At 50.6% G+C, this 22,836-nt stretch carries 23 protein-coding genes and 1 pseudogene; 15 read left to right on the top strand and 9 right to left on the bottom strand.

What is annotated here, in order from left to right:
- Positions 1–3: 3 nt before the first annotated feature.
- Positions 4–861: a protein-glutamate O-methyltransferase CheR gene (locus tag NST37_RS04300; protein ID WP_051567392.1), complete on the top strand. Its 858-nt coding sequence runs from the start codon at positions 4–6 to the stop codon at positions 859–861.
- Positions 803–2,809 (top strand): PAS domain S-box protein, encoded by a 2,007-nt coding sequence (locus tag NST37_RS04305; protein ID WP_339186337.1) that lies wholly within the window; start codon positions 803–805, stop codon positions 2,807–2,809. Before NST37_RS04300 ends, NST37_RS04305 begins: the two co-directional genes overlap by 59 nt.
- Positions 2,810–2,959: 150 nt before the next feature.
- Here the strand turns inward: NST37_RS04305 and NST37_RS04310 are convergent, their stop codons facing one another.
- Entirely contained in the window at positions 2,960–4,477 is a 1,518-nt protein-coding gene (locus NST37_RS04310) for a class I adenylate-forming enzyme family protein (RefSeq protein WP_024984262.1), read from the bottom strand.
- A 276-nt stretch (positions 4,478–4,753) separates the two neighbouring features.
- Here NST37_RS04310 and NST37_RS04315 point away from each other — a divergent pair, with 276 nt between their 5' ends.
- Positions 4,754–5,284: a GNAT family N-acetyltransferase gene (locus NST37_RS04315; protein WP_003389292.1), complete on the top strand. Its 531-nt coding sequence runs from the start codon at positions 4,754–4,756 to the stop codon at positions 5,282–5,284.
- Between the two features lie 116 nt (positions 5,285–5,400).
- On the opposite strand, the gene NST37_RS04320 is transcribed toward NST37_RS04315, so the two are convergent.
- Positions 5,401–6,600, bottom strand: a complete 1,200-nt coding sequence (locus NST37_RS04320) for a hypothetical protein (RefSeq protein ID WP_339186339.1) — start codon at positions 6,598–6,600, stop codon at positions 5,401–5,403.
- Between the two features lie 266 nt (positions 6,601–6,866).
- Between NST37_RS04320 and NST37_RS04325 the strand changes: the two genes are divergently transcribed.
- From NST37_RS04325 to NST37_RS04345, 5 genes and pseudogenes are all read left to right on the top strand, one after another.
- Positions 6,867–8,231, top strand: a complete 1,365-nt coding sequence (locus NST37_RS04325) for a family 10 glycosylhydrolase (RefSeq protein WP_339186340.1) — start codon at positions 6,867–6,869, stop codon at positions 8,229–8,231.
- A gap of 176 nt (positions 8,232–8,407) precedes the next feature.
- A pseudogene (locus tag NST37_RS04330) lies at positions 8,408–8,668 on the top strand (cupin domain-containing protein); the annotation flags it as partial.
- A gap of 8 nt (positions 8,669–8,676) precedes the next feature.
- On the top strand, positions 8,677–8,934 hold the full coding sequence (locus tag NST37_RS04335) for a hypothetical protein (RefSeq protein ID WP_051925397.1): 258 nt from the start codon (positions 8,677–8,679) through the stop codon (positions 8,932–8,934).
- Between the two features lies 1 nt (position 8,935).
- A complete protein-coding gene (locus NST37_RS04340) occupies positions 8,936–9,355 on the top strand; it encodes a hypothetical protein (RefSeq protein WP_051925399.1) in 420 nt (139 codons plus the stop codon).
- A gap of 169 nt (positions 9,356–9,524) precedes the next feature.
- Complete coding sequence (locus NST37_RS04345; protein WP_339186341.1) at positions 9,525–10,022, top strand: hypothetical protein; 498 nt, start codon at positions 9,525–9,527, stop codon at positions 10,020–10,022.
- A gap of 137 nt (positions 10,023–10,159) precedes the next feature.
- Here NST37_RS04345 and NST37_RS04350 read toward each other — a convergent pair whose 3' ends face one another.
- Together NST37_RS04350 and NST37_RS04355 are read right to left on the bottom strand one after the other, a co-directional pair.
- Positions 10,160–10,501, bottom strand: coding sequence for a GIY-YIG nuclease family protein (locus tag NST37_RS04350; RefSeq protein WP_003389284.1), 342 nt, complete (start codon positions 10,499–10,501; stop codon positions 10,160–10,162).
- A gap of 67 nt (positions 10,502–10,568) precedes the next feature.
- Positions 10,569–11,324, bottom strand: a complete 756-nt coding sequence (locus NST37_RS04355) for a DUF2087 domain-containing protein (RefSeq protein WP_327956593.1) — start codon at positions 11,322–11,324, stop codon at positions 10,569–10,571.
- 190 nt (positions 11,325–11,514) lie between these two features.
- Here NST37_RS04355 and NST37_RS04360 point away from each other — a divergent pair, with 190 nt between their 5' ends.
- Both NST37_RS04360 and NST37_RS04365 read left to right on the top strand, forming a co-directional pair.
- Positions 11,515–12,177, top strand: coding sequence for a type II CAAX endopeptidase family protein (locus NST37_RS04360; protein ID WP_171505747.1), 663 nt, complete (start codon positions 11,515–11,517; stop codon positions 12,175–12,177).
- Between the two features lie 34 nt (positions 12,178–12,211).
- Positions 12,212–12,652: a GNAT family N-acetyltransferase gene (locus NST37_RS04365; RefSeq protein WP_031932096.1), complete on the top strand. Its 441-nt coding sequence runs from the start codon at positions 12,212–12,214 to the stop codon at positions 12,650–12,652.
- Positions 12,653–12,889: 237 nt separating this feature from the next.
- Here NST37_RS04365 and thrC read toward each other — a convergent pair whose 3' ends face one another.
- Positions 12,890–14,152, bottom strand: coding sequence for a threonine synthase (gene thrC, locus NST37_RS04370; protein WP_031932097.1), 1,263 nt, complete (start codon positions 14,150–14,152; stop codon positions 12,890–12,892).
- 228 nt (positions 14,153–14,380) lie between these two features.
- Between thrC and NST37_RS04375 the strand changes: the two genes are divergently transcribed.
- Together NST37_RS04375 and NST37_RS04380 are read left to right on the top strand one after the other, a co-directional pair.
- Positions 14,381–14,806 (top strand): PH domain-containing protein, encoded by a 426-nt coding sequence (locus NST37_RS04375; protein WP_161785202.1) that lies wholly within the window; start codon positions 14,381–14,383, stop codon positions 14,804–14,806.
- 12 nt (positions 14,807–14,818) lie between these two features.
- Entirely contained in the window at positions 14,819–15,670 is an 852-nt protein-coding gene (locus NST37_RS04380) for a dienelactone hydrolase family protein (RefSeq protein WP_238986197.1), read from the top strand.
- Between the two features lie 116 nt (positions 15,671–15,786).
- Here NST37_RS04380 and NST37_RS04385 read toward each other — a convergent pair whose 3' ends face one another.
- Both NST37_RS04385 and NST37_RS04390 read right to left on the bottom strand, forming a co-directional pair.
- A complete protein-coding gene (locus tag NST37_RS04385; RefSeq protein WP_003389276.1) occupies positions 15,787–16,482 on the bottom strand; it encodes an MBL fold metallo-hydrolase in 696 nt (231 codons plus the stop codon).
- Positions 16,479–17,120, bottom strand: coding sequence for a TetR/AcrR family transcriptional regulator (locus NST37_RS04390; RefSeq protein WP_024985486.1), 642 nt, complete (start codon positions 17,118–17,120; stop codon positions 16,479–16,481). The genes NST37_RS04385 and NST37_RS04390 overlap by 4 nt, the downstream gene beginning before the upstream one ends.
- A 297-nt stretch (positions 17,121–17,417) precedes the next feature.
- On the opposite strand from NST37_RS04390, the gene NST37_RS04395 reads away from it, so the two are divergent.
- Positions 17,418–17,843, top strand: a complete 426-nt coding sequence (locus NST37_RS04395; protein WP_003389273.1) for an NUDIX domain-containing protein — start codon at positions 17,418–17,420, stop codon at positions 17,841–17,843.
- Between the two features lie 128 nt (positions 17,844–17,971).
- Positions 17,972–19,672 carry a DUF262 domain-containing protein gene (locus NST37_RS04400; RefSeq protein WP_003389272.1) on the top strand — a complete coding sequence of 567 codons (1,701 nt, stop codon included), beginning with the start codon at positions 17,972–17,974 and terminating at the stop codon, positions 19,670–19,672.
- A gap of 80 nt (positions 19,673–19,752) precedes the next feature.
- Here NST37_RS04400 and NST37_RS04405 read toward each other — a convergent pair whose 3' ends face one another.
- Positions 19,753–20,637, bottom strand: a complete 885-nt coding sequence (locus tag NST37_RS04405) for an IS3 family transposase (protein WP_155808033.1) — start codon at positions 20,635–20,637, stop codon at positions 19,753–19,755.
- Positions 20,577–20,903, bottom strand: a complete 327-nt coding sequence (locus NST37_RS04410; protein ID WP_024985204.1) for a helix-turn-helix domain-containing protein — start codon at positions 20,901–20,903, stop codon at positions 20,577–20,579. The genes NST37_RS04405 and NST37_RS04410 overlap by 61 nt, the downstream gene beginning before the upstream one ends.
- A gap of 591 nt (positions 20,904–21,494) precedes the next feature.
- Here NST37_RS04410 and eutH point away from each other — a divergent pair.
- Positions 21,495–22,769 carry an ethanolamine utilization protein EutH gene (eutH, locus tag NST37_RS04415; protein WP_003389271.1) on the top strand — a complete coding sequence of 425 codons (1,275 nt, stop codon included), beginning with the start codon at positions 21,495–21,497 and terminating at the stop codon, positions 22,767–22,769.
- The last annotated feature ends 67 nt before the right edge of the window (positions 22,770–22,836 follow it).

The raw sequence follows: 22,836 nt of genomic DNA on the forward strand, positions 1-22,836 counted from the left end.
TCCATTCTTGGCGAAAGTCATCCGGATCTGAAACCAGACGAATTTGAAGAATTGGAGAAGATCGAGATCAACCTGCTGCTGGAGGGAATATACCGTCAGTATGGATACGATTTCCGAAATTACAACTACTCATCGATCCGGCGCCGGATTTGGCACCGGATACGGATCGAACAAGTCCCCACGATCTCAGCCCTGCAAGAAAAGGTGCTGCATGACCCGAAGATGATGGATAAGCTGTTATCGGACTTTTCGATTAACGTCACGGAGATGTTTCGCGATCCGCTCTTTTTTCTCGCATTTCGGCAAAAAATTGTGCCTGAGCTGCGGAGACTTCCGTTTATTCGAATATGGCATGCTGGCTGCTCTACCGGACAAGAGGTTTTTTCGATGGCCATTCTGCTGCATGAAGAAGGACTGTTGCCGAAAACGAGGCTGTATGGAACCGACATCAATGAAAAGGTGCTGCAAAAAGCGAAAAAAGGCATCTTTCCGATACAAAAAATGCAGCAGTACACAAAAAACTATATGCGTGCCGGGGGGAAGCGGGCTTTTTCCGAATACTACAACGTGATCAATGGTTCCGTCCAGTTTAAGCCCTTTTTGATGGATAACATGGTATTTGCCCAGCACAATTTGGTTACGGACCGTTCCTTCAATGAGTTCCACGTCATTATTTGCCGCAATGTCATGATCTATTTCAATGAGACTCTTCAGAACCACGTTCACAAGTTATTTTATGAAAGCCTTTGCGCCAATGGTTTTCTCGGTCTTGGGGATAAGGAAGGAGTTGTATTTACAACCCATGCGAACTGCTACGAGGAAGTTTTCGGAACGGAAAAGCTTTATCGCAAATTGCCATGACCCTTTTGCAAGCATGCTTGTCAAGCAAAGTGAGGGAGCGGGGGAGCCGGAAGACAAGGTGAATATCCTGCTCGTGGATGATCGGAGAGAGAACTTGCTGTCGCTGGAGGCCGTGCTTGATTCTCCCAGGTATCATCTCATCTCTGTCCAGTCCGGAGAAGAGGCGCTTCGCTGGGTACTGAAGGAGGACTTTGCCTGCATCCTTCTCGATGTGCAGATGCCGGGGATAAACGGCTTTGAGACAGCGAAGCTGATCAAGCAGCGGGAGCTGTCGAGGCATATTCCCATCTTGTTCATCACGGCGATCAGCAAGGCGACCGAGCACGTCGTCCAAGGATACGAAGCAGGAGCGATTGACTACATTTTCAAGCCGTTTCACCCGGACACTTTGCGCATGAAGGTAGAAGGATTTATCCAATTGTACCGGAAGCAGAAGCAGATCGAGTACCAGCGGGAAATGCTCCGCATTCGCACGCTGGAGCTGCAGGAAGCGAACAAGAGCCACCAGCACACCATGCTGGAGCTGCAAAAAAGCGAAGCGCTTTCCCGGACGATCGTCGAAACGTCTGCCGACACCATTCTTACCTTTGATCAGGAGAGGATTGTTTTATCTGCAAACCCGATCATCGAGAGCATGTTTGGCTATCGGGTGGAGGAGGTTGTCGGAAAGCCGATCGGCCTTTTGCTATCCGCTCTCGGAGGGGCCGATGAGATTCCGGTAGACAATATCGTGGAAACTGTTGCCGGCAGGAAGGATAAAAGTGTCTTTCCGGTTGATGTGCAGATCAGGAAGGCGACGATTCAGCAGAAGCACGTCTACGTTTGTTCGATTCGGGATATTACGGAGAGAAAGCAGCTGGAGATTGAGCGGAAACAGCATTACCAGCACCTGGAGGCACTGGTGAGCGAACGGACACAGGAACTGGTGCTCTCGCAGGAGCTGTTTCAGAAGATTTTCCAGTCGAGCCCCTGTCTGATCGCGATCCGGTCATGCGAGGACCGCAGATATATCGATGTCAACAAGAGCTGGCTGGCTTACACCGGCTATGATTATCAGGAAGTAAAGAATGTCTCTGAAGACCGGCTCGTTTTGGCGGGGGACTTGCGCAAACGGGAGCGGGCCATCGATCTGGAGGACGCGATCCGAAACGAAAAAATTACGTACATGACAAGAACGGGTGACATCCGGGAAGGATTGTTGTCTACCGAGACGATCAAAATTCAGGGTGAACGGTGCATCCTTAGCGTGGTCACCGATATTACCGAGAGAGTCTATTTGGAAAAAGAGATCGCTCGCCTGGATCGCTTGCATCTGATCGGCGAGATGGCAGCCGGGATTGCCCACGAGATCCGCAATCCGATGACGACTGTCCGGGGATTTTTGCAGTTGGAAAAAGGAAATCAGGAGAAAGGGTCGCTCCAATACGTCGATATTATGATTACCGAGCTGGATCGTGCCAATACGATCATTACCGAATTTCTTACTCTCGCCAAAAACAAGACAAGCGATCTGAAAAAGCAGCATTTGTTCCATACGATTGAACCGCTGCTGCCGCTCGTTCAGGCGGAAGCGGCTCTGAGCGGAAAAAACATGCAGACGATGCTGGAGGATTGTCCCGAGCTTTATTTGGATGGCAAAGAAATTCGCCAGCTTTTCCTCAATCTGGCATTGAACGGGCTCGAAGCGATGGAGCGTGGCGGCACCTTGACCATCAAGACATATGTGCAGGGCAGAGAAGCTGTTTTGGAAGTCGCGGATCAAGGACCTGGAATCACGAAAGACCTTTTGGACAAAATCTGGACTCCGTTCTTTACGACAAAGGCGGAAGGCACCGGCTTGGGGCTGGCTGTTTGCTACAGCATCGCAAACCGGCATCAGGCGCGAATTGATGTGGAGACAAGCAAAGAAGGCAGTACGTTTTATGTCCATTTTCCGATACCTGATTAATATACAGGCAAGGCCGGAAGAGACCGCTCCATTTGGCCCGACTGCCGCCATGGAGCGCTGCAATGCGGGCCGGGAGAGGCACACGTCCAATATGGTTTGCTTGCCATAGTGAAAAACCGTCCCACTCTAAAGTCTGGGACGGTTTTTTCGTCAGGTGGAACGTACTGGCATTTCGGACAGGGCTTGCTCCCGCAACACATGCTTCATGACTTTTCCCAATCCGTTTTTAGGGAGGTCAGCGACAAACACCACCTCGGGGATTTTGTATTCCGCCAGCTTTTCCTTGCAAGCGCGAACGATGTCCGACTCCGTCAGCGGACTGTTTCCGCTTTTGATTACGTACGCCCGGGGCGCCTCGCCCATCGTCTCATGCGGGACTCCGATGACGGCCACTTCCATCACGCCCTCGATCTGGTGAATCACTTCTTCGATTTCAGCCGGGTATACATTGTCTCCCCCGTAGAGAATCATCTCCTTGTACCGTCCGGAGATGTACAAAAACCCGTTTTCGTCGAGTCTGCCGGCATCGCCCATACGTACCCAGCCGTCGATTAAAACCTTTTGTGTAGCTTCCGGATTGTTGAGATAGCCCTTGAAAATATAGGGGCTTTTCACCATCAGTTCTCCTGTTTGTCCCGGCGGCAGCTCTTCGCCTGTGTCGGGATGGACGATCTTCAGCTGGACGCCGGGAAAGAGCTTGCCCACGGATTCTGCCGTATCCAGCCCCATTTGCAAATTCCAGTGACTGACGAAGGATGCCTCCGTGCTTCCGTATCCTTGCCCCATCGGGATCCCCAGTTCGGCATAGCTCCGGATGAGGGAGGCAGGAACACGCGTGCCTCCCGATGCCACGTGGACAAGAGAGGAGAGGTCCCACGTATTTTGCCTGATCTCCTCCAGCAGATAGGTGTATACGGAAGGAAAGGCAAACATCGCATTGATCTTTTCCTTTTCGATTGTCTTCAGGATCGAAACCGGAGCGTCGTCGTCGAGAAACACCATCGTATTTCCCAGGTAGACGTTGAACAGGATCATGGACGTACTGCTCATGTGAAAGAGCGGATGAACGGCCAGAAAGCGGAAGCCGGAACGCAGATCGGGATCAATGCACCGCAAATAAGCGTCGTAGCATCCGTGGGAAATCATGCAGCCCTTGGAAATCCCGGTCGTTCCCGAGGTGAACAGAATCAAAGCGAGATCTTCATCCGAAACGGGAACGGCAGGGGGCTCGGGAGGAGGAGAATTTTCAAAAATAGAAGCGAAAGCATCGGTCAGCTCGCCGCCTGCCTCGACAGCGATCGCAAACTCGATCATTCCTTTGACATGAGACAGAGAATGGGCAAATTCCTCGTCGTAAAATAAAACCTTGGGAGCTCCTGTCTGAATGATTCCTTCCATTTCGTAGGCGGTAAGTCGCCAGTTGATCGGCATCGCCACCGCTCCTGCCTGCAAGACGGCGAACAGAATCGTCGGGAAGGGGTGATTGTTTTTGCACAGGATTCCGACACGGTCTCCTTTTTGCACTCCAATCGATTGCAAATACATCGAAAGCTGGTTTACACGCTCAAAAAAAGCTTGATAAGTAAAACGTTTGTCGCCGGAAACGACTGCCTCCGCATCAGGCGTTCGCTCGGCACGATCGCGCAAATAAACGTGCAGGCCCCCCATTACGTAAACCTCCTGGCAGGAAAAATAGTGTGAGACTCTCTCCCCCAAGTATTTGCTTGAGTCAGCCTCGTTATAAATTCTTTCTATTTTATGATGGAAAAACTTTATTAGAATGCGCATTGACGCCGAAAAATGGCGCATGTATAGTTACAATCATAATTCCTGTATAACCTATACGAATTTATGGTTATAATTGCGACAGCTTCCAAGGGAAGACTCCTTTTTCGCGGGTCTCAGGCAAAGCATGGACGAAAAGAGGAAGGGTGGGTGTGACAGATGGGCGGTTCAAGTCAAATTCGTGTTCGCGTCGCCGCTCCCGGGGACCGGGAAGCAATTCAGAAGCTCTTGGTGGAAGCGTATGAAGAGTATGAGCACCTGTTGCCGGAAGGAAGATGGGAGGAGTATCGGGAAGAGCTGCGCGAGTCGGCGGCAGATGACCGTCCGCTCGCGCGCATCGTAGCCGAATACGATGGAGAGATCGTTGGCGCCGTGCAGTTGTACATGTCAGCCAAAGAGGCATATGGCTTGCCGGAGCTGCAGATCGACACCCCGATTATTCGCTATTTATCGGTTCTGCCAAAAGCGAGAGGAAAAGGGGTAGCCACTGAATTGATCAAGGAGAGCGTCAGGCGTTCGCGCAAGCTGGGTGCATCCGCTCTGCATCTGCACACGACAGACATCATGGCATCTGCCATCAGCCTGTATGAACGCCTCGGTTTTGAGCGCGCTCCCGAAAAGGATATTCAAAGCGGTCCGACCTTGGTAAAAAGCTACCGGCTGCCCATAAAAGAGGCGAGTATTCTGTGATTCTGCAGGCATTATTCTGTAATTCCGAAGGCATTTTGTGATTCTGCAAGCTTTCTTTGCTTGTGCAGGCATACCTTGCATGATCACGTCAAACAGGCCTTTTTTTCCTTTGTGCATTACACAGCTTGCTCGCGCTGCTGCTTTTTTTCTTTTCGATCGCGCAAGAGCTGCCGAACGATCATGAAAATGGCAAACGGCGAGTAGAGAAAGCAGTTCAAAAGCCAATGCGAGTAGACAGCGAACGAAAAACCATCCGGCACTGACACACTGACGAGAGTCCAGAGAAGGCCGACAGTCAAACCGCCAAAGAGCACCAGCATGTCAACTAACGGGTCGAACCACCGGCTCGACTGCGTGAAGAACCTGATCACAAGCAATCCGATCAAAGTGAGAAACAAGACCAGGGTATCATCCGCTTTATCGCTAAAGACAGATTCGTCTACAACGCGCCAATCGATAAACCAATAACGGACCATCAACATTTGCAAAATCCCCAAGCCGATGAGAAAGCCGCGCATTCTCTTCCGGTTTTTTTTCTTTTTCTCCGCCTGCTGTTTCTGCTGCTCTTCTGTCAGGAACACGTTGTCGAGCTCTTTTGCTTCCGAGCCGATCCGAAACGGGAGGGTACCCTGGTATGGAGCTTTCGGTACCGCATCGATCCCTTCTTTTGTATAAGGAACAGCGCTCAATGCTTTATCTGTAACAAGGACCGGGACTTGATTGGCTTGAAACACGTTCACCCATTCGTCAAGCGTAGGCTGATCACCGATGGGAAAGCTGACCACTTCATGCTTCCTATCTGAACTGATGCCGCTTATCATGAGTTTGACGACCCGGTAAAAAACAACTTTGCCGCCGGGGCCAGTAGAGCGGGGGGTTGCCTTTACCGCATACTGATAATCCATCCCCAGCAAAACGTACTCCATTCCGGCAAACGGGAGAAAGATGGTCTGCTTCTCGTTCGTTTTTTGGTTGGAAAAAGACGTAAAGTACCCGTCCTCCCGCAGCTCCACGATCAACCGCTGCTGCGTATATTGAAGCAAATTTTTGTAGCAAAAACGCCCGAACCAGAAAACCCCCCCGCCGATAATGCCCAAGAACAGAAAAATAGACAGGTCGTCCTCGGTAAACAAGGCGATCAGGCTGAGTACGCAGAGGGGGACGGCAATAAGAAAGAGAAGGGAAATCATCACCTTATGTACGATGAGGGCCCATTTCGGAAGTTCATTGGTAAACAGGCGGTTTGTTTTTCGCTGCATTTCGATCAAGGAAATCACCTCTTTGTGACGACTTGCGAAAAAAAATCGGAAGTTCATGATAGGAGCCTGCAGCCCGCATTACCATGAAGTATACGGGTTTCTTCCAGCGAAAATCATCAATTTTTTCCTGAATCTGATGAAAATTGGGAAATAAGTAGCATGTTTGGTTCCATGTTGACACCCTTCGCGTTTTCTATCCATTTTTTTCAGCCATTTCAAGCAACAAAATCTTCCTTGGTGCGTCTACTAGATTGATAGATAAAACAGACAAGCTCGTATAGTACATATCGGGGAATTTTTTTGGCTGTTAGGAGGATTAGAAATTGAAGAAACAAGGCTTTCTCATGGGTTTGTTCGTACTGCTGTTAGGGCTTACGCCAGTCGTTGCAGCAGCTCAGCCGCAAACGGCGGCAGGCGCTTCCATCGCCGCGTCTGCAGCGGGCAATGTACAGCTGGGTCTGTCTGCAGCACCGCCTGACATCGTGAGCAATGGTTCTGTAGTAGCTCCGGCTCCTGCGATCAATGCTGGTTCTGGCGCTTCGGCGAACGGAACAAACACCGCACCAATCAACGCAGTAGGTCAGCAGCAAGAAATGCGTGCAGCATGGGTAAGCACGGTGTTCAACATCGATTGGCCGTCAAAAGCCGGCCTCCCTGTAGAGCAGCAAAAAGCGGAGTACATCCGCATGCTGGACGAGCTGAAGGCGACCGGTATGAACGCCATTATCGTCCAGGTAAGACCGGAGTCAGACGCGATCTACCCGTCCAAGCTCGTTCCATGGTCCAAGTGGCTGACTGGCACACAGGGGAAAGACCCCGGCTACGATCCGCTCGCGTTCATGATCGAAGAAACGCACAAGCGCGGCATGAAGTTCCACGCCTGGTTCAACCCGTTTCGGGCCAGCACTACGGTAGCAAAGGAAACCCTTGCGCCGCAGCATCCAGCCAGGCTCCATCCGAACTGGGTCGTCGCTCACAACAACTTGCTGATTTACAACCCGGGCATGCCGGAGGTTCGGCAGCATATCATCGACACCATTATGGAGGTCGTAAACAACTATAATATTGACGGCGTGCATCTGGACGATTATTTCTATCCGTACGGAAAAGAAGATTTCAAGGACGCCGCCACCTTTGCCGCCTACAACCAGGGGCGCTTTGCCACCAAAGGAGATTGGCGCCGCGATAACGTCAACGCTTTTGTCAGAGACCTGTATGCGTCGATCAAAAGCGTGAAGCCGCAGGTGGAGTTCGGAATCAGTCCGTTTGGTATTTGGCGCAATGCAAAAGATGATCCAACCGGCTCGGATACAAACGGTCAAAGCTCCTACGACAACCTGTATGCCGACGTCCGTACATGGATTCGCAGCGGCTGGCTTGATTACGTGGCTCCGCAGCTCTATTGGAGCATCGGCTACAAGCCGGCAGCCTATGACAAGCTGGTTCAATGGTGGTCTATGGAGACGAACGGTACGCCGGTCAAGCTCTACATCGGACAAGGCGCGTACAAGGTCGGCACCAACACGACAGATTGGGCGTCGAGCAACGCCATCATCCAGCAGCTCCAGTTCAACAAAGCCTTCCCGCAAGTGCAGGGCAGCATTTTCTTCAGTGCAAAAACGCTGATGAAGGATACCGTCGGAATCCGCTCCAGCCTGAAGCAATACTATTCGGCAGAGAATCAATAACCATTCGGGCTAGGATGCCGTAATCCAGGCCGGTCATACGGAAAAATGCAGAATAAATGCTTCTTGGCCGCAAACAGCGAATCGTACCGCTGCGCCAAGAAGCATTTTTCTATATAAGAAAGGGTACGTTGTTAAATCACGTTAACAAGAAAAGCGGATGAGGGGGAGCTGCTTAAATGAAAATAAGCAAACACAGTGCCGAACACTATATTTGGGGCGACAATTGCGATGGCTGGCATTTGGTGAAAGGCCAGGATCTAAGCGTTATCCACGAACGGATGCCGGCAAATACTTCCGAAGTGAAGCATTATCATGAAAAGTCCCGCCAATTTTTCTTTGTCCTGTCAGGCACAGCAACGATGATCGTTGGCGACAAGGAGTTTGTTCTCCATCAACAAGAGGGAATCGATATTGCACCCCTGATTTCGCATCAAATGTCGCTGTCATGAACGTTGCCAGATTGGAAAAAACGAAGAAAGCGGCATGGATTGTATGGGGGCTGTATGCAGCAATCATGATCCTGTATACGACGGCGATCAAATTTGGCAGCCACCTCTGGTTTGGCCGCCCGATCAGTATCGACGGGCCGTATCAGTTTGGGCTTCTCGTCGCGGATTACGCGCCTCCCATCCTCCTGATGATCGTGCCTCTGATGTTTTGGAAGGCAGCCAATCTGGCGGAGAAATGCGAGGTGAAAGAGTGAAATGAAAAGCAAAAACATATGGATTGTGATGCTTTTCCTCGTAGGGGCCATTTCGCTGACAATGGTGGAAGGCTACCTGAAGCCTGAAGCAGAAGCAAAGGAAGAGCAGTACAGAATGGAGCAGCGGAACCCCCTGACCCATGATTTTGAAAATGTCCTGCCCTATAAACATAAATATATGGGGGACGCGGGCAATCTGGGCAACTTGAACTACCATCTTCCGCTTTCCGACATTCCCAAGACCTTTCAGCTTTTTCCTGAGGCCTATGCCCTTTCCCGAGCGGCCGTTGAAAAATGGTACGGAGTTTCCTTTGCCGATCTGCAGGAGAAGGAAAAGTGGAACCAAATCGTACGAGATCCTTTGGCAGATGCAAGCTATGTGGAGCGCTTCTTTACGCAGGTTGTAAAGAAAGTGGAGTGAACGGATTGAGGGGCCAGGGCGGTGGTTCGATCCGCTAGTAGTCGACTTTTGACTGTTTGACTGCCGTTCTTCTCTCGCTTCCCTTCAATATATGTTGTTGCGTTTCCGTTAGGAGGTTTCTTGTTTTGGATGGATACCAAATACGGCAACCACAAGGAGAGATGAGACTGTGAAAAAAGTGTACGGGGTATTAATCTTGTTTGTACTTGTTGTTGCTGCTTTTTATGTGGATCAAAGGACAAATACTGCTGTTGCCACTCCTGCTTCAGTCAAAGCCGCAGTTTCCGACGATGTAAGTGATGAAATAACGCAAAGAGTAATCCTGAGACATATTGATGAAGTGGATTCCATATTCGCTGAAATCCACGACGTGTTGCCAGCAGTCAAGCTTGCCGATAAAAAGAATGCTGAACAAGTGAATCTAGCAAAAGAATGGCTGCGAAAAAACGGTGAGGTTGTGAAAGACAATCAAATCGTCTTGAGTATTTCGGATAATGGTGAAGGCAGCGACCACAGTTTTATAGTAGGAGCAATGCTTTATACAAAACAACAAAAGAGTCAGCTATCGATCAATGATGTTGGCATGGAAAGAATAAGCTACGGACAAATTATTTTAGCAAAAGAACAAGAAAAATGGGTAGTGAAAGAGTTCAAGAGGAAGTTTTGATAAAGTATCCCAAGCCGCCGATTTTGGACATTGCAAGTGGAACGCACGAACCGCATCATTCAACTATGGTGCCGACTTTACATGGAGATGGGCATGATAATCAAGCCATCATGCCCATCTCTCCACGTAAAGCCCCATCAATTGTAGCCGCGCTCACCGTACGGCTGAAGCTCTTCCAGCCATTTCTGCTCCAGCTTTTTCAACTCGTCGGCTTCATCAAAATAGCCCGTTTCTTTCTTTTTCAACACTTCCAGCACTTCAAAGACAAAGGCGTCCTCGCCGTACTCATTCCAATCCTTCTGGAGCTGTTTGTTAAAATGGCTGCCCGCCTTCAGTTGAAACTTTTTGCCGTTTATCGTTTTTAAGTTTTTCGTGCTCTCGATCAAAATTTTGTTGTTTTTAATGTTCTTGATCTGATAAACGCCTGCTTCCGTCTTGATTTCTTTAAATTGCTGCTTCAATTCCTCTTTGCGGTTCATGGGAAATACCTTCCTTTCTTTCTGTCGACTACTGCCATGCAGCGCCACAACGTGCACAGGGAGATCGTCATTTCTTCAGCCAATACTGGCTGCCATCTGCTTTGCGGTCCAAAAAACCGTAATCAACCAAATAACGTCGGACGGTTACATAATCGTCATAGACAACCTTCAAAATTTCATTGACTTCCTTCTCGGTGTAGGTGCGATCCTCCTCAAATCTGGTGGCGATTTGCCGGAGAACGACTGCCCGCTGCTTTTCCCTCAGTCTGAACGTCTTGAGAGGTCCGTCCGTGCCTTCGGGAAAGTATTTTTTCAAAATGGCCTGGCTTTCTTCCGCGGTTACGTTGTACCGATTATCCACCATGGTGGCGGTCTGGTGAACGTCGATAAAAGCGGGAGCGTGCTTGTCCTTTTCCTTCAGCAGCTCCATCAATGCGAGGAATACCTTGGCCTGCCGCTCTTTCTCCTTCAGGACAAAACGGTGGTTGCGGATTGTGGAGGCGCTGCCGATGCCCAGCTCCTTTTGCACCTCGGCGTCGCTTTTACCCTGGTAAAACAGGTGAAGCAGGCTGTTTTGGTGCTCGGTCAGACCGGTCAGCTTTTTATCGAGCTTGATCAGGTAGTCAAACACCGATTGATGCGTTTTCCCAATATGATGGCGCACGTATCTTTCTGTTTCATACAAGACACCATCTTCCGGATAAATAATTCCCTTCTCAAAAGCCTTTCCGCAGAGCAGGCAAACAAAGCGATCCTCCTCTTGAACATATCCGCGCTTCAGCTCATCCAGTGACGCATTCCAAAAGCGTTCGGAAACAGTCATTAAATAAACACATCCTATTTTTCGTTTGTATTAATATAAACATTTTACTAAATCGTCTATTGTTTGTCGAGTGTCGGAAGTTGATTCCACCGGTTGCGCTGGTACCACAAGAATTTGGTACTGCTTTATTTTTGTTTGAGGAGATAAAATTTGTGAAGATACATCTGATGCGGAAATGGGTGGTGCTGGGATGAAGCTGTTGCTGCTGTTGTGCGGACCTGCTGTCATGATCTTGATTGGACTGCAGGGAGTGGGGAGCGTGCCGGTTACGTTTGTCCTTTTCTATAGCTGGCTCCTGCTGGTTCCTCTCGTGGACATGCTGCTGAGGAAGGAAAAGAAGCTTTCGCAAGCGATGAGAGACTGCGGGCTCGTGTTTAGACGGAAAAATATGTATAGTGGAATGAGTACGGGAATCTTCTTTTTTTTGGCTATTCTTTTGGGAGGTTATTTCTTTCACTCGCATGTTTTCCATTGGGAGAAGCTGCAAAGCCTGCTGATCGAGTGGAATTTTTCAGGCGATCATCTCATATGGCTCATTTTGATTCTTTTATCGGTGAATCCCTTTCTGGAAGAGCTGTACTGGAGAGGGTACATATTTCATAGATTAGCAAATACATACAAACAGCATACAGCGATTTTCTTTACGGCATCGTTTTACACCTTGTATCACTTCCTGTCCGTCATTCCTTTGTTTGCCTGGCCGTATAACGTGTTTATGGTCGTTCCGGTATTTGTGGCGGGCTTGATCTGGGGATACATGCGGGCGAGAAGCGATGCTGTGGCAGGAGGGATCGTCAGCCATATTCTGGCCGATGGCGGCATTATGGCTGTTTATCTATTGTTTTTAACTTAGTTTTGCTGAAGCAAAAAGGAAGGAAAGAAGAGTAATGGACATTCGAAAGCCAACCGGGAACGAGCTTGCAGCGATTCTGGAGTTATCTGTGCAAGCGCTGTTCGATGGAACCATCGGGAGAGCGAGACCGACAGAAGAGAAGGTCAGACAGCTGGTTGAGCCGCTGCTGGCCAAAGGAGGCTACTACCTCATCGCGACAGAGGAAGATCGGCTGATGGGCTGGGTTTTGCTCGGGACGAGCAGGGATCAGTTCACCGACATTCCGTTCGGATTTATCTACGAGCTGTATGTGATCGAGGAGTACCGGGGAAGGGGAATCTCCAAGCAGTTGATGGAGCGGGCGATCGAGCAGTTGAAAGAGGCGGGGTTGCCGGAGGTTCGCTTGAGCGTTTTTGTGGAAAACCACGCTGTCGGGCTTTATCGGAAGCTGGGCTTCACGGAGAGAAGCGTCACGATGAGCATGCCGCTAAAATAGGCGGCGAAGTGGTCGGCGTACCACTCTTCGTGGCTGCGTTACAGCTCAAGATGTACTTGTCTGCATTGCCCGCAGGTAAAGAAAAACAGGCATGCAATTTCGCGCACGCCTGTTTTTTGTTGCCTGTTTGTAAGAAGGATCGCCAGCCGGGAGCAATATTGCCCGGAAAATGTGAGCCAATACCTGAGAGCCGATACCCGGGGGTCAATCAACAAAGGGTAAATCGCAAGCTGACAATCACAGAAGGCGCTGAATGTCCTCCAGGGCAAGGTCAGCCGACAAGATGCCGTTCCGGTAGTTGCCCGCCGAGGCTTCGCCGAGATGATATTCGTGCAGAGCATCGGTATCCTTGAGCATGTTGCCGGTCAGGATGCATACTGCTGTCTCGTCCTTGTCGATGATTTGCTGTGCGACCAGCTTGCGCAGTCCGGCTACAGTCGCAGCAGAGGCCGGCTCACAGCCGATTCCGCTCTGGTCTACCTTCGCTTTGGCGTCGAGGATTTCCGCGTCGGTCACGGAGCAGGTCACGCCGTTTGTTTGCTCCAGCGTGCGGAGCGCTTTTTTCCAGCTTGGCGGATTTCCGATGTTGAGGGCGGAAGCGCGTGTATACGGGCTTGGCTCGGGAGTCAGCTCCTGCTTTCCGGCAGCCGCCATCTTGTGGAACGGGCTTGCCCCCTCAGCCTGGATCAGGGCTACTCTTGGCACCTTGTCGATCAAGCCGAGCGTTTTCAGATCGTGCAGCCCTTTGCCGAGTGCCGTTACATTGCTCAGCGCACCGCCGGGGATAACGACCCAGTCGGGCAGGCTCCACTTCAGATATTGCGAGATTTCGTAAATGATGCTCTTTTGCCCCTCGATGCGGAACGGGTTGATCGAGTTGCAAATGTACAGCTCCAGCTCCTTGCTGTACTGTTCATAAAAGCGGATGCCGTCGTCGTAGGTGCCGCTAAAGCTGATCACCTTTGCCCCATAGGCCAGTGTCTGCAGCACTTTGTTCAGCGAGATGTTCTTGTTCGGAACAAACACGTAGGATGAGCCCTGCGCAAGCGCGGCGTACATCGCCAGAGAGGAAGACGTGTTGCCTGTCGAAGTGCAAGTAAAGCGCTTATAGCCGAGCGAGCGCCCGTGCGAGACAGCCACGGTCATGCCGTTGTCTTTAAAGGAGCCGCTTGGATTCTCGCTCTGGGCCTTCAGCCAAATTTTGCGAATCCCTGTATAGGCTTGCAGCAGCTCGGAGGAATACAGCCCGGTATTTCCCTCGTATTTCGTCGTGATAAACTCTTCGGGAAGCTCGGGGAAAATCAGCTCCTTGTAGCGCCATACTCCGCTTGCGTAAGGGGTCATGCGTTCTGAAAGGCGTTCGTCAAAAACGCGCTTCAGTCGGTCGGCATCCAAGTCTTTCATATCGTGGACGATGTCGAACAAACCGCCGCATCCGCACTGATAATCGAACGCATCCAAAGCCACTTCCCGGCTACAATTCACGCATACCAGTTTCATTTGTTGCGAGATCCCTGACCAGACGCAGCAGGGCTCTCTCCACCTCTTTTCGGAATATATCTACAACTCTGTCTTATCAATTACTATACGTCAAAGGGTCAAGTCCAGCAAACCCAGGAGATGGGCCATCAGGTAAAAAACGGATGAGCGATATGTTACAATAAGTGGAAGACTGCGCTTGCGAGGCTCATCGTCCTCATCATGAAAAAACGGAGGCAAAGCAAAAACGTGAAATTTCCTTCCAAGGTAGATATGTGGCTGGCTGTACTGATCGTGGGAACGATGCTGTTAGTCATTTTAGAGGGACTGCGGACCATGTTTGCAGGAGGCTTGATGAGCACGGGTGAAAGAGCAGTGCTCTTCATCGTTCATTTTGCCGTTCCCTGCTTTATCCTGTGGCTGTTCTCCTCCACGTACTACGTCATCGGGGACAAGGAGCTGCTCATCCGCTATGGCCCGTTTCGCCGAGCAGTTCCGCTGGACAGCATAATAACAGTGCGAAAAACCTCCAATCCCGCTTCAAGTCCGGCTTTGTCCCTGAAACGGCTGGAAATCTCATACGGGAACGGCAGCATAGTCCTGATTTCGCCGAAGGACCGGGATGCGTTTTTGACGGAGCTGCGCCGAAAATGCCCCGGGGCTTTCATTGAGTAAAGGGAGGAAAGAATGATGTTTTTCTATGACAAAACATTGCCGCTCAGTTGGGAAGAACATTCTGTTGCGGAAAAAGAAGGGTACAGCGTACGGGATATTTCCTACGACAGCCCCCACGGAGGGAAGGTTCCTGCATATTTGGTGACACCGGACGGAAGAGGGCAAACACCGCTCCCGGCTGTACTGTTTCTGCATCCGGGACAAGGGAACCGCTCTTCGTTTTTGCCGGAAGCGGAAAGACTTGCGGCCCAAGGGATCGTTTCTTTGTTGATTGACGCTCCGTTTTTACGGCAGGAGCTTTCCTCGGAGCTGTCTCAGGCGGAAAGAGCTGTGCAGCTCGTCGAGATGATGGTAAAAAAAGAGTTGTATATCCAAACCGTGGTCGATTTGCAGCGAGCGGTAGACCTTTTGACCAGCCTGGACATCGTCGATGCGGATCGGATCGGCTATGTCGGCCACAGCTATGGAGCGACCTGGGGCGGTGTCTTTGCAGGTGTGGAAAAGCGGGTCAAGGCCTTTGTTCTCATGGCTGGCTACTCCCGGTCCACAGTCTGGCACAGGACGAGCGGGCACCCGGTAGCCGATCTGGTCCGGCAAATTTTGCCCAAGGAGCGGTTTGAGCAGGTTTTTGCCGAGCTGGAAGCGCTGGATGCGGTCCATTACATAAAGAATGCGGCACCAGCTTCTGTCTTGTTTCAATTTGTGCACAATGATGAATTTATCGACAAGGAGCAGGCGGATCAGTATATCGCTGCCGCCAGCACTCCCCGAGAGGTCAAATGGTATGAGAGCGACCATCTTTTCACAGGCTGCGGGGAGGCCGAGGCCGATCGGAGAGACTGGCTGCTCAAACAGCTAGGGTAGACGCGACTAGACGCGACGAGAGTGCGTGCAGATAGAGGAGCCCAGTCCTGCTTCTTGTCTGAAAGACCTGAACAACCAGACAGCAAAAGGAGGAGTGTTTTTCACACTCCCCCTTTTTAAGAAGTCCGCAAATCAACCGAGTAGGCCCGCGCCGTCTTCTCCATATACGCATCCAATTGTTCAACTGCATTCATGACGGGCCCACCGTGGCATACTTCCAGACGGCGAGGGGCCAATTCCCTGACGATCGCGCTGCTTTGAATGGCCTCGCCCATATCAGCCGTGAACATCGGCATTGGTCTGTGAAGCTTTCCTTTCTTCGAGGTAAACAAATCGCCAGCCAACAGCACCTGGTCTTCTTCGTGAAAGTAGACGACGTGTCCGGGCGAATGCCCCGGGGTGAGATACGGCCGCAGACCGGCTACGGTCATTAACTGTCCATGCTCGTTCTCGCCGAGCGCTTGCGCGAGGCCGGGGGTTACATTTTTCTCCGCTTTCTTGCGGCGCGGATACGGAAGCTGGCCTTCCATGTACGGAATCTCCGTACGGTGAGCGTAGACAGGAATGGATCGGCGCTCCACGAGTGCCTTGACGGAACCGGTATGGTCGGAATGACCGTGAGTCAGGAGAATTCGCCGGAGAGGTCCCGCCCCCAACTGATCCACGACGTTTTCAATCCCTTTTGCCATAAACGGCATCCCCGCATCCACCAGCGTTACCCCTTCTTCATCCGCTACGGCCCATACGTGTACGGGAATCAGCATCCAGGAACGGATGCTCCAGATGTGCTCCGAGATTCTCTCCACTTTCATTTCGCAGCAGCCTCCTCATGTGCAATTTGCTTGCAGCCAGCCAGAGCGACCCGCAGAGCCAGCTCAAAGGTGGGAGCGAGTCTTTCCATCAGCATGTCAAACGTTTCGTCCGACTGGGAATACGTGCCGATCACGCCGTGCAGCGTGAAAAAATAGACGCGGGCATAGGCCCATGACTGCTCTTCTGTAAGGTGGGGCGGAAGGCAAGCGATCACGGCGTCTTTCAGCAGTCCAAACAATTGGTTTCGCAAATGCTGGAGTTCAAGCGAAGGCTCTTTTTCGTCCACGCGGGAGGACTTCGCCATGAAAAAAAGCGGATACATGCTTCGATTCAGCAAACAAAAACGAACGAAGCTGGTACTGACAGCCAAAAGTCTTTCGTCTGCTGAAAGCAAGTGATTTTGCACGCCCGCCTCCATTTCCGCAAACAAGGCTTGCAGAGGCTCCATAGCGAGGTGGTGGAGCAGTGCTTCTTTATCCTTGAAGTAAATATAGATCGTCGTATGTGAGCATCCCGCCGCTTTGGCGATTTCCCGCATGGTCACCGCGTCGTAGCCCCGCTCCGCGAAAAGCCTGCCCGCCGCTGTCAGTATCGATCGCTTGGTCTCCTCCGAACGCTGCTCCTGTTTGTTTGTCATATGATCACAATCCCTTTCGAAGTCCATTTCATAAGAGAAAGACAAAATTCATAACCAACGGTTACTAACCGATGGTTATAATGTAACCGATGGTTATATTTTTTGTCAAGCAGCTTTTGCCCAAAATATGGTTGGAGGATTTTTGTTCATATAAACGTGAGGATTCCCAAGAAAGACAAAGCTCGTGTGTGAAGTGTACAATATCGTATAGATAAGATAGTTAAGATACATAAGGCTGATAAGGACAGTGAACGAACCGCTGTAGTCGTTCTCGAAAAAATGGACAGGAGATTGGATATGACCCAACAAGCACCCCGGATCGGCGTCGGCGCCGTCATCCTCGATTCAGACAACAGGCTTTTGCTCGTCTACAGAAACCGCGAACCGGAAAAAGGGACCTGGAGCATTCCGGGAGGGAAGGTAGATCCCTACGAACCGTTGGAGCAGACAGTGGTGCGGGAAATCAGAGAGGAAGTAGATTTGGACGTGCAGGTAGAGAGGCTGCTCTGCATGGCGGAAACGATTCGACCGGAGCGAGGCGAGCATTGGATTTCCGCTATCTATGTGACCCGCATCGTATCAGGAGAGGCGCGGAACAGGGAAGAGGGCGGAGCCATCGGGGCGATCGGCTGGTTTGCACTGGACGAGCTGCCGGAAAACCTGGCTTGCTTCACAGTGCCCGCGGTCGAGAAGCTGCTCGGGGAAGCGCGGTCTCAAGCTTAGCTGCAAATGGCGGCCCCCTTCTTGGCATCCTGCCGAATTGCACCTGGAGCAAAGCTGTCCGCTCGTATATGATAGGAATATAGTACTACTGGCAGTATGTGAAAATAATAGAAAAGGGAGCGGCAGAAATGACGGCAGGGACGATTGATGCAAATAAAGAGATTCTGCAGAAAATCTTTTCAGAGGATTTTTGGTTTGTCATTCCCGAGTACCAACGGTCTTACGTATGGCAAACAGACAATCTGACCGAACTGGTCGATGACCTCGTGTTTGCGTTTGAAAACAAACCGGACAATGATTACTTCCTGGGGTCGCTCGTACTGAAGCGGATCAAGGCGAGTTCCTATCCGGAGTACGAGGTGCTGGACGGGCAGCAGCGGCTGACCACTTTCTTTATCATGATGGCCGTACTGCGCGATTTGATCGGGAGTGATCAATTCAAGCAGACGCTGCAAAAGAAGATTTATCAGGAAGAGAACCTGCTGGAGAACGTTCCGGCCAGGATGAGAATTACATACAAAATCCGCGACAAGGTAGAAGACTTCATTCAATCGCATCTGATCGCCCACGGCGGAACAGCGAAGGAAGAAGAGCTGCAGGCCTTGCGGGAGAGCGAAAACGTCTCTTTGGAAAACATGGCGAATGCCACGCTCGTGCTTCGTGCCGAACTGCAGGACAAAATTGCGGCGGGGGACTTGCCCCAGTTCGTACGCTTCATTTTTAACAAGGCGTTGTTTATCTACGTCTCCACGGACAATACGGAAGATGCGTTTCGGATGTTTACAATCCTGAACAACCGGGGCATTCCCCTGACCAACGCGGACATTCTCAAATCGCAAAACATCGGGGCTCTCGCATCGGAAAAGGAAGTAAACAAATACGCCAAGGTCTGGGAAGAGATCGAAGGAAAGCACGGAGAAAATTTTGACCGCTTTCTCCAGTTCATCCGGACGATTCTGGTGCAGGAAAAAGCGCGCGCGAATCTGCTGGAAGAGTTCCACGACCACATTTATCACCCAAAAGCGCCGAAGCAGCCAAGCCTGAGGATGGGGAAAGACACGTTTGAACTGATTGAGCGATACAATGCGATTTACGAAGAGATCATCGAGCTGCAAGGCTCAAACCTGAGCAATGGCTACAAGAACCTCATCACTGTCATGCGGATCGGCCTTCGCTCGGAGGATTGGATACCGCCGCTCATGCACTACTATTCCAAATTCGGTGCCGCCGATCTGGAACGATTCCTGAAAAAGCTGGAGCATAAATTTACGGGCGACTGGGTGTGCGGAATCACACCGACGCTGCGTCTGGAAGCAATGAACAGCATTTTGAAGGCCATTGACAGCACCCCTGCGAATCAGGTGGAAGAGTTGTTCAAGAAAAAAGAGCTCTTCGAGATTGATGAGGATGAATTTGTCCGGAACATTGAAGGACATGTGTACAAAAAGCAGTTCGCCCGTCATCTGCTGCTGAAGCTCGAATACCTTTTGAGTGACAACACCGTGCATCTCTCCGGACACAGCTACATAACAGTGGAGCACGTGCTGCCGCAAAACCCGGCTGATTCGAGTCAGTGGAAACGGGATTTCACGGATGAAGAGAGAGAATATTGGACCAATCGCCTGGCCAATCTCGTACTCATCAGCCAGAAGAAAAACAGCGCGCTTGGCAATCACGATTTCGAGGACAAGAAGAAGCTGTATTTGCAAAAGAGGATCGACGCTTTCCACGCCAACAAGGTATTTATCGAGCAGCATGCAAAGTGGACGCCTGATGTATTGCGGGACAGACAAGCGAAAATCATCGACCTGCTGAAGAAGGCGGACTAGTTCGTTCTCGGCAGGAAAAGCACCCCTGTTACAAAGTGGTCAAGACCCCATTTAGTGGACAGTAAGAAAAAACCCGACCGTTAGACCGACAGCTGACGTCTGAATTCAACAGGCGTCAGCCTTTTTAATTTTCGTTGTGGTCGACTTTGGTTGTAGAATTGAATATATTCCTCAATTCGCCTTTGTGCCTCATCCACACTTCGGATATCATAAGGGTAGAGCCCTTCCGTTTTGAGATGCGAGAAGAAGCTCTCCATCGAGGCATTATCATAACAGTTGCCTCTCCGAGACATGCTGATTTGGGCGCCAACCTTCGGCAACATGTCGTGGTAAGCGTAGGACGTGTACTGGAATCCCTGATCGCTGTGAACGATCAGTCCAGTCACGTCTTTCGTCTTTTTAAAGGCTTTCTCAAAGGTCCGTAGGACCAACTGATTGTCGTTGCGAACTCCAATGTGGTAAGCCACAATCTCATTATTAAACAAATCCTTAATAGCAGACAGGTAGAGCCACGTATCCGCGACACGATACTGTGTGACATCGGTTACCCATTTTCGATTAGGTGCATCCGCTTTGAAATTCCGCTGCATCACATTCTCAGCGACTCGTCCACCTTCGGTTGAAGCATAGTGACCTCGATATTTGCGGCGTATTCGAGAACGGAGCTTCATTTCTTGCATCAGACGTAGTACCTTCTTATGGTTGACCCATACCCCGTGATCTCGTAAGAGAAACAGCTGGGTTTGTCGATACCCATATTTACCATCATACTTCTTATAAACTACTTTGATGAGGTCTTTCACGGGCTTGTCCCGGTCCGCTTGTTGCCGTTTCAAGTATGCATAGTATCCACTTCTTGAGACTCCAAACAGCTTGCAAAGTTCACTAGTCGTATACTCACCAGCTACTTGCTTGATCGCCTCATACTTATGGGCTGCACCTCCCGCATCCAGATTTTCAAACACTTTTTTAGCATCGAGTTCTCTCGTTTTAGCTTTTTAACATATCGATCTTGATCAACATATTCTTCACGTCTACCTCGTTGATCCATCAACCCAAATTCGCCTAACTGTTTATATTTTTTCATCCATACTTTAAGCCGGTGGCGGTCCGGAATCCCCAGATGCTCCATGATTCGACGGTATGTCCATCCTTCTTCGATATGCAGTCGTATGGCTTCCACCTTTAATTCGTGAGAATAACTTCTAAACGTTTGCCCCTTTTTCACCATAAAAAATGCACCCCTTAAATTTCATCGGATTTACCAGGGGTTTAATCCAATGTCCATTCTAAGGGGTGCACTTCAAAAGCTGGCAGGGGTGCTTTTCCCATCATTTTCGAGGCGGCATGGTGGGGGCGAGGTTTGTGAGTCAGGCAAAAAACGAGTGTTGACATCGTGACTTACCGCCCATATAATTGGGTTACGATGGGAGTAAAGCAATGGAGCTTTACTGATGAATTTTCAGAGTATATGAAGAAGTATAAATTATGCGTACCGCTTTTATTTTTTTGCCTGATTGTAAGCGGTTCCAGTTTTGTCCCGCTTGTTCACAATTCACAAGTGTATACGAAAAAGCAAAGGCGCTTGGGTAATCTGCTACCAGATTACTAGGCGCCTTTATTGTTAATTTTTTCCATGCCTTTGCGAAGGAGGAGAACCATGAGGGAGAAAGCAAGCAGCCGCTGTCCAAGTCCGTGCGGCTTGCCGACGGAAGCCCCCGACAGCCGGGGAAGCCCGCAGGCAAATGGGGTGTCACGCTGGTTTAGGATCGTTTTATGCCTGACAGACGATAGAACGCGCGAGAAAAGGTGGGGTTGATACATGGACCAAATCGGCAGTTACGTCATTTACTTTATCATGATTTGTGCGGTGATCGGCGCAATCGCAGCGATCCGCAACAGTGATGAAGGGCTCGGCAAAGAATTTATGGAAGGTCTTCATTCCACCGGTTATATCTTCGTACCGGCAGCAGGTATCATGGCCTCAATTCCGTATATTTCCTGGTTTATCGACAAGGTCTGCGGGCCGATTTTCAACAAGATCGGAGCCGATCCGGCGCTTGCGGCCACCGCTATTTTGGCCAGCGATATGGGCGGCTACCAGTTGGCCAACGTGCTGAAAAGCTCCTATGAGGGCTGGATCATGGCGATGATCGTCGGATTCATGGCGGGAGCTACCATCGTGTTTTCCATTCCGATGGGCCTGGCGATGCTCGACAAACGGGATCACAAATACATGGCGCTTGGCGTGATGTCCGGGATTTTGACGGTTCCTATCGGCGCCTTTATCACCAGTGCTATCCTCGTAATGACGAATACCAAGGTGCGCGAAACAATCTCGACTGATGCGGAATCCACCTACGCCTTTGCCATCGGATACGGAAAAATTCTGATCAATCTGTCGCCGATCCTGGTGTTTGTGGTCGCCATTGCGCTCGGTCTGCGCTTCCTGCCCGACCTGATGATCAAGGCATTCATGATTTTCGGGAAGACGATGGATGCAGGCATCAAGCTCGTCCTCGTATTCTCGATCGTGGAATACTTCACAGGCGTCTTTTCCAAGGTATTTGGCTCCTGGGGCTTCGATCCGATCATTGCCGATCCGACCGATCAGTTCCGCGCCCTGGAAACGGCCGGTTATATCGGTATCATGCTGGCGGGTGCTTTCCCGATGGTGTACATGCTGCGGAAATACGCGGCGAAGCCTCTGCAGGCGATGGGCAACCGGATGGGCCTGAGCCCGACGGGAAGCGCCGGTTTGCTCGCGACGATCGCCAACATCCTGGCGATGTTCCGACTCGTTCGCTCCATGCCGCCAAAAGACAAGGTGATCAATATCGCGTTTGGGGTATGTGCGGCGTTCTTGCTGGGCGACCACCTGTCGTTCTCCGCCAACTTCCAGCCTACGATCATCCTGCCTCTGATTATCGGGAAATTCGGTGCCGGCGTGATCGCTATCGGTCTGGCCTACTGGCTGTCCGTGCCAAAAGCGCTGGAGCTGGAGAAACAGGATCGTGAAAAAGGTATTATCGGTCCAACGGAGTATCTCGAGGGACAAAAAGAGGCTGCCGCTGCGAAGGATGTTGCGGCGTCGTAAATAAAAGAACTTCCTTCCCCCTGCTATTCATCGAAAACTCACGCGGTTTTCATGAATCCAGGGGGAT

The sequence above is a fragment of the Brevibacillus sp. FSL K6-6036 genome (assembly GCF_037964015.1).
GTDB classification, from domain to species: Bacteria; Bacillota; Bacilli; order Brevibacillales; family Brevibacillaceae; genus Brevibacillus; species Brevibacillus borstelensis.

Coding starts and splice junctions, on each gene's coding strand:
- NST37_RS04365 (WP_031932096.1), top strand. CDS start 12,212: ATGGACATTCGAAAGCCAACCGGGAACGAGCTTGCAGCGATTCTGGAG.
- NST37_RS04335 (WP_051925397.1), top strand. CDS start 8,677: ATGAACGTTGCCAGATTGGAAAAAACGAAGAAAGCGGCATGGATTGTA.
- eutH (WP_003389271.1), top strand. CDS start 21,495: ATGGACCAAATCGGCAGTTACGTCATTTACTTTATCATGATTTGTGCG.
- NST37_RS04390 (WP_024985486.1), bottom strand. CDS start 17,120: ATGACAAACAAACAGGAGCAGCGTTCGGAGGAGACCAAGCGATCGATA.
- NST37_RS04360 (WP_171505747.1), top strand. CDS start 11,515: ATGAAGCTGTTGCTGCTGTTGTGCGGACCTGCTGTCATGATCTTGATT.
- thrC (WP_031932097.1), bottom strand. CDS start 14,152: ATGAAACTGGTATGCGTGAATTGTAGCCGGGAAGTGGCTTTGGATGCG.
- NST37_RS04380 (WP_238986197.1), top strand. CDS start 14,819: ATGATGTTTTTCTATGACAAAACATTGCCGCTCAGTTGGGAAGAACAT.
- NST37_RS04350 (WP_003389284.1), bottom strand. CDS start 10,501: ATGAACCGCAAAGAGGAATTGAAGCAGCAATTTAAAGAAATCAAGACG.
- NST37_RS04400 (WP_003389272.1), top strand. CDS start 17,972: ATGACGGCAGGGACGATTGATGCAAATAAAGAGATTCTGCAGAAAATC.
- NST37_RS04320 (WP_339186339.1), bottom strand. CDS start 6,600: ATGAACTTCCGATTTTTTTTCGCAAGTCGTCACAAAGAGGTGATTTCC.
- NST37_RS04410 (WP_024985204.1), bottom strand. CDS start 20,903: ATGGTGAAAAAGGGGCAAACGTTTAGAAGTTATTCTCACGAATTAAAG.
- NST37_RS04385 (WP_003389276.1), bottom strand. CDS start 16,482: ATGAAAGTGGAGAGAATCTCGGAGCACATCTGGAGCATCCGTTCCTGG.
- NST37_RS04315 (WP_003389292.1), top strand. CDS start 4,754: ATGGGCGGTTCAAGTCAAATTCGTGTTCGCGTCGCCGCTCCCGGGGAC.
- NST37_RS04395 (WP_003389273.1), top strand. CDS start 17,418: ATGACCCAACAAGCACCCCGGATCGGCGTCGGCGCCGTCATCCTCGAT.
- NST37_RS04355 (WP_327956593.1), bottom strand. CDS start 11,324: ATGACTGTTTCCGAACGCTTTTGGAATGCGTCACTGGATGAGCTGAAG.
- NST37_RS04310 (WP_024984262.1), bottom strand. CDS start 4,477: ATGGGGGGCCTGCACGTTTATTTGCGCGATCGTGCCGAGCGAACGCCT.
- NST37_RS04340 (WP_051925399.1), top strand. CDS start 8,936: ATGAAAAGCAAAAACATATGGATTGTGATGCTTTTCCTCGTAGGGGCC.
- NST37_RS04305 (WP_339186337.1), top strand. CDS start 803: ATGCGAACTGCTACGAGGAAGTTTTCGGAACGGAAAAGCTTTATCGCA.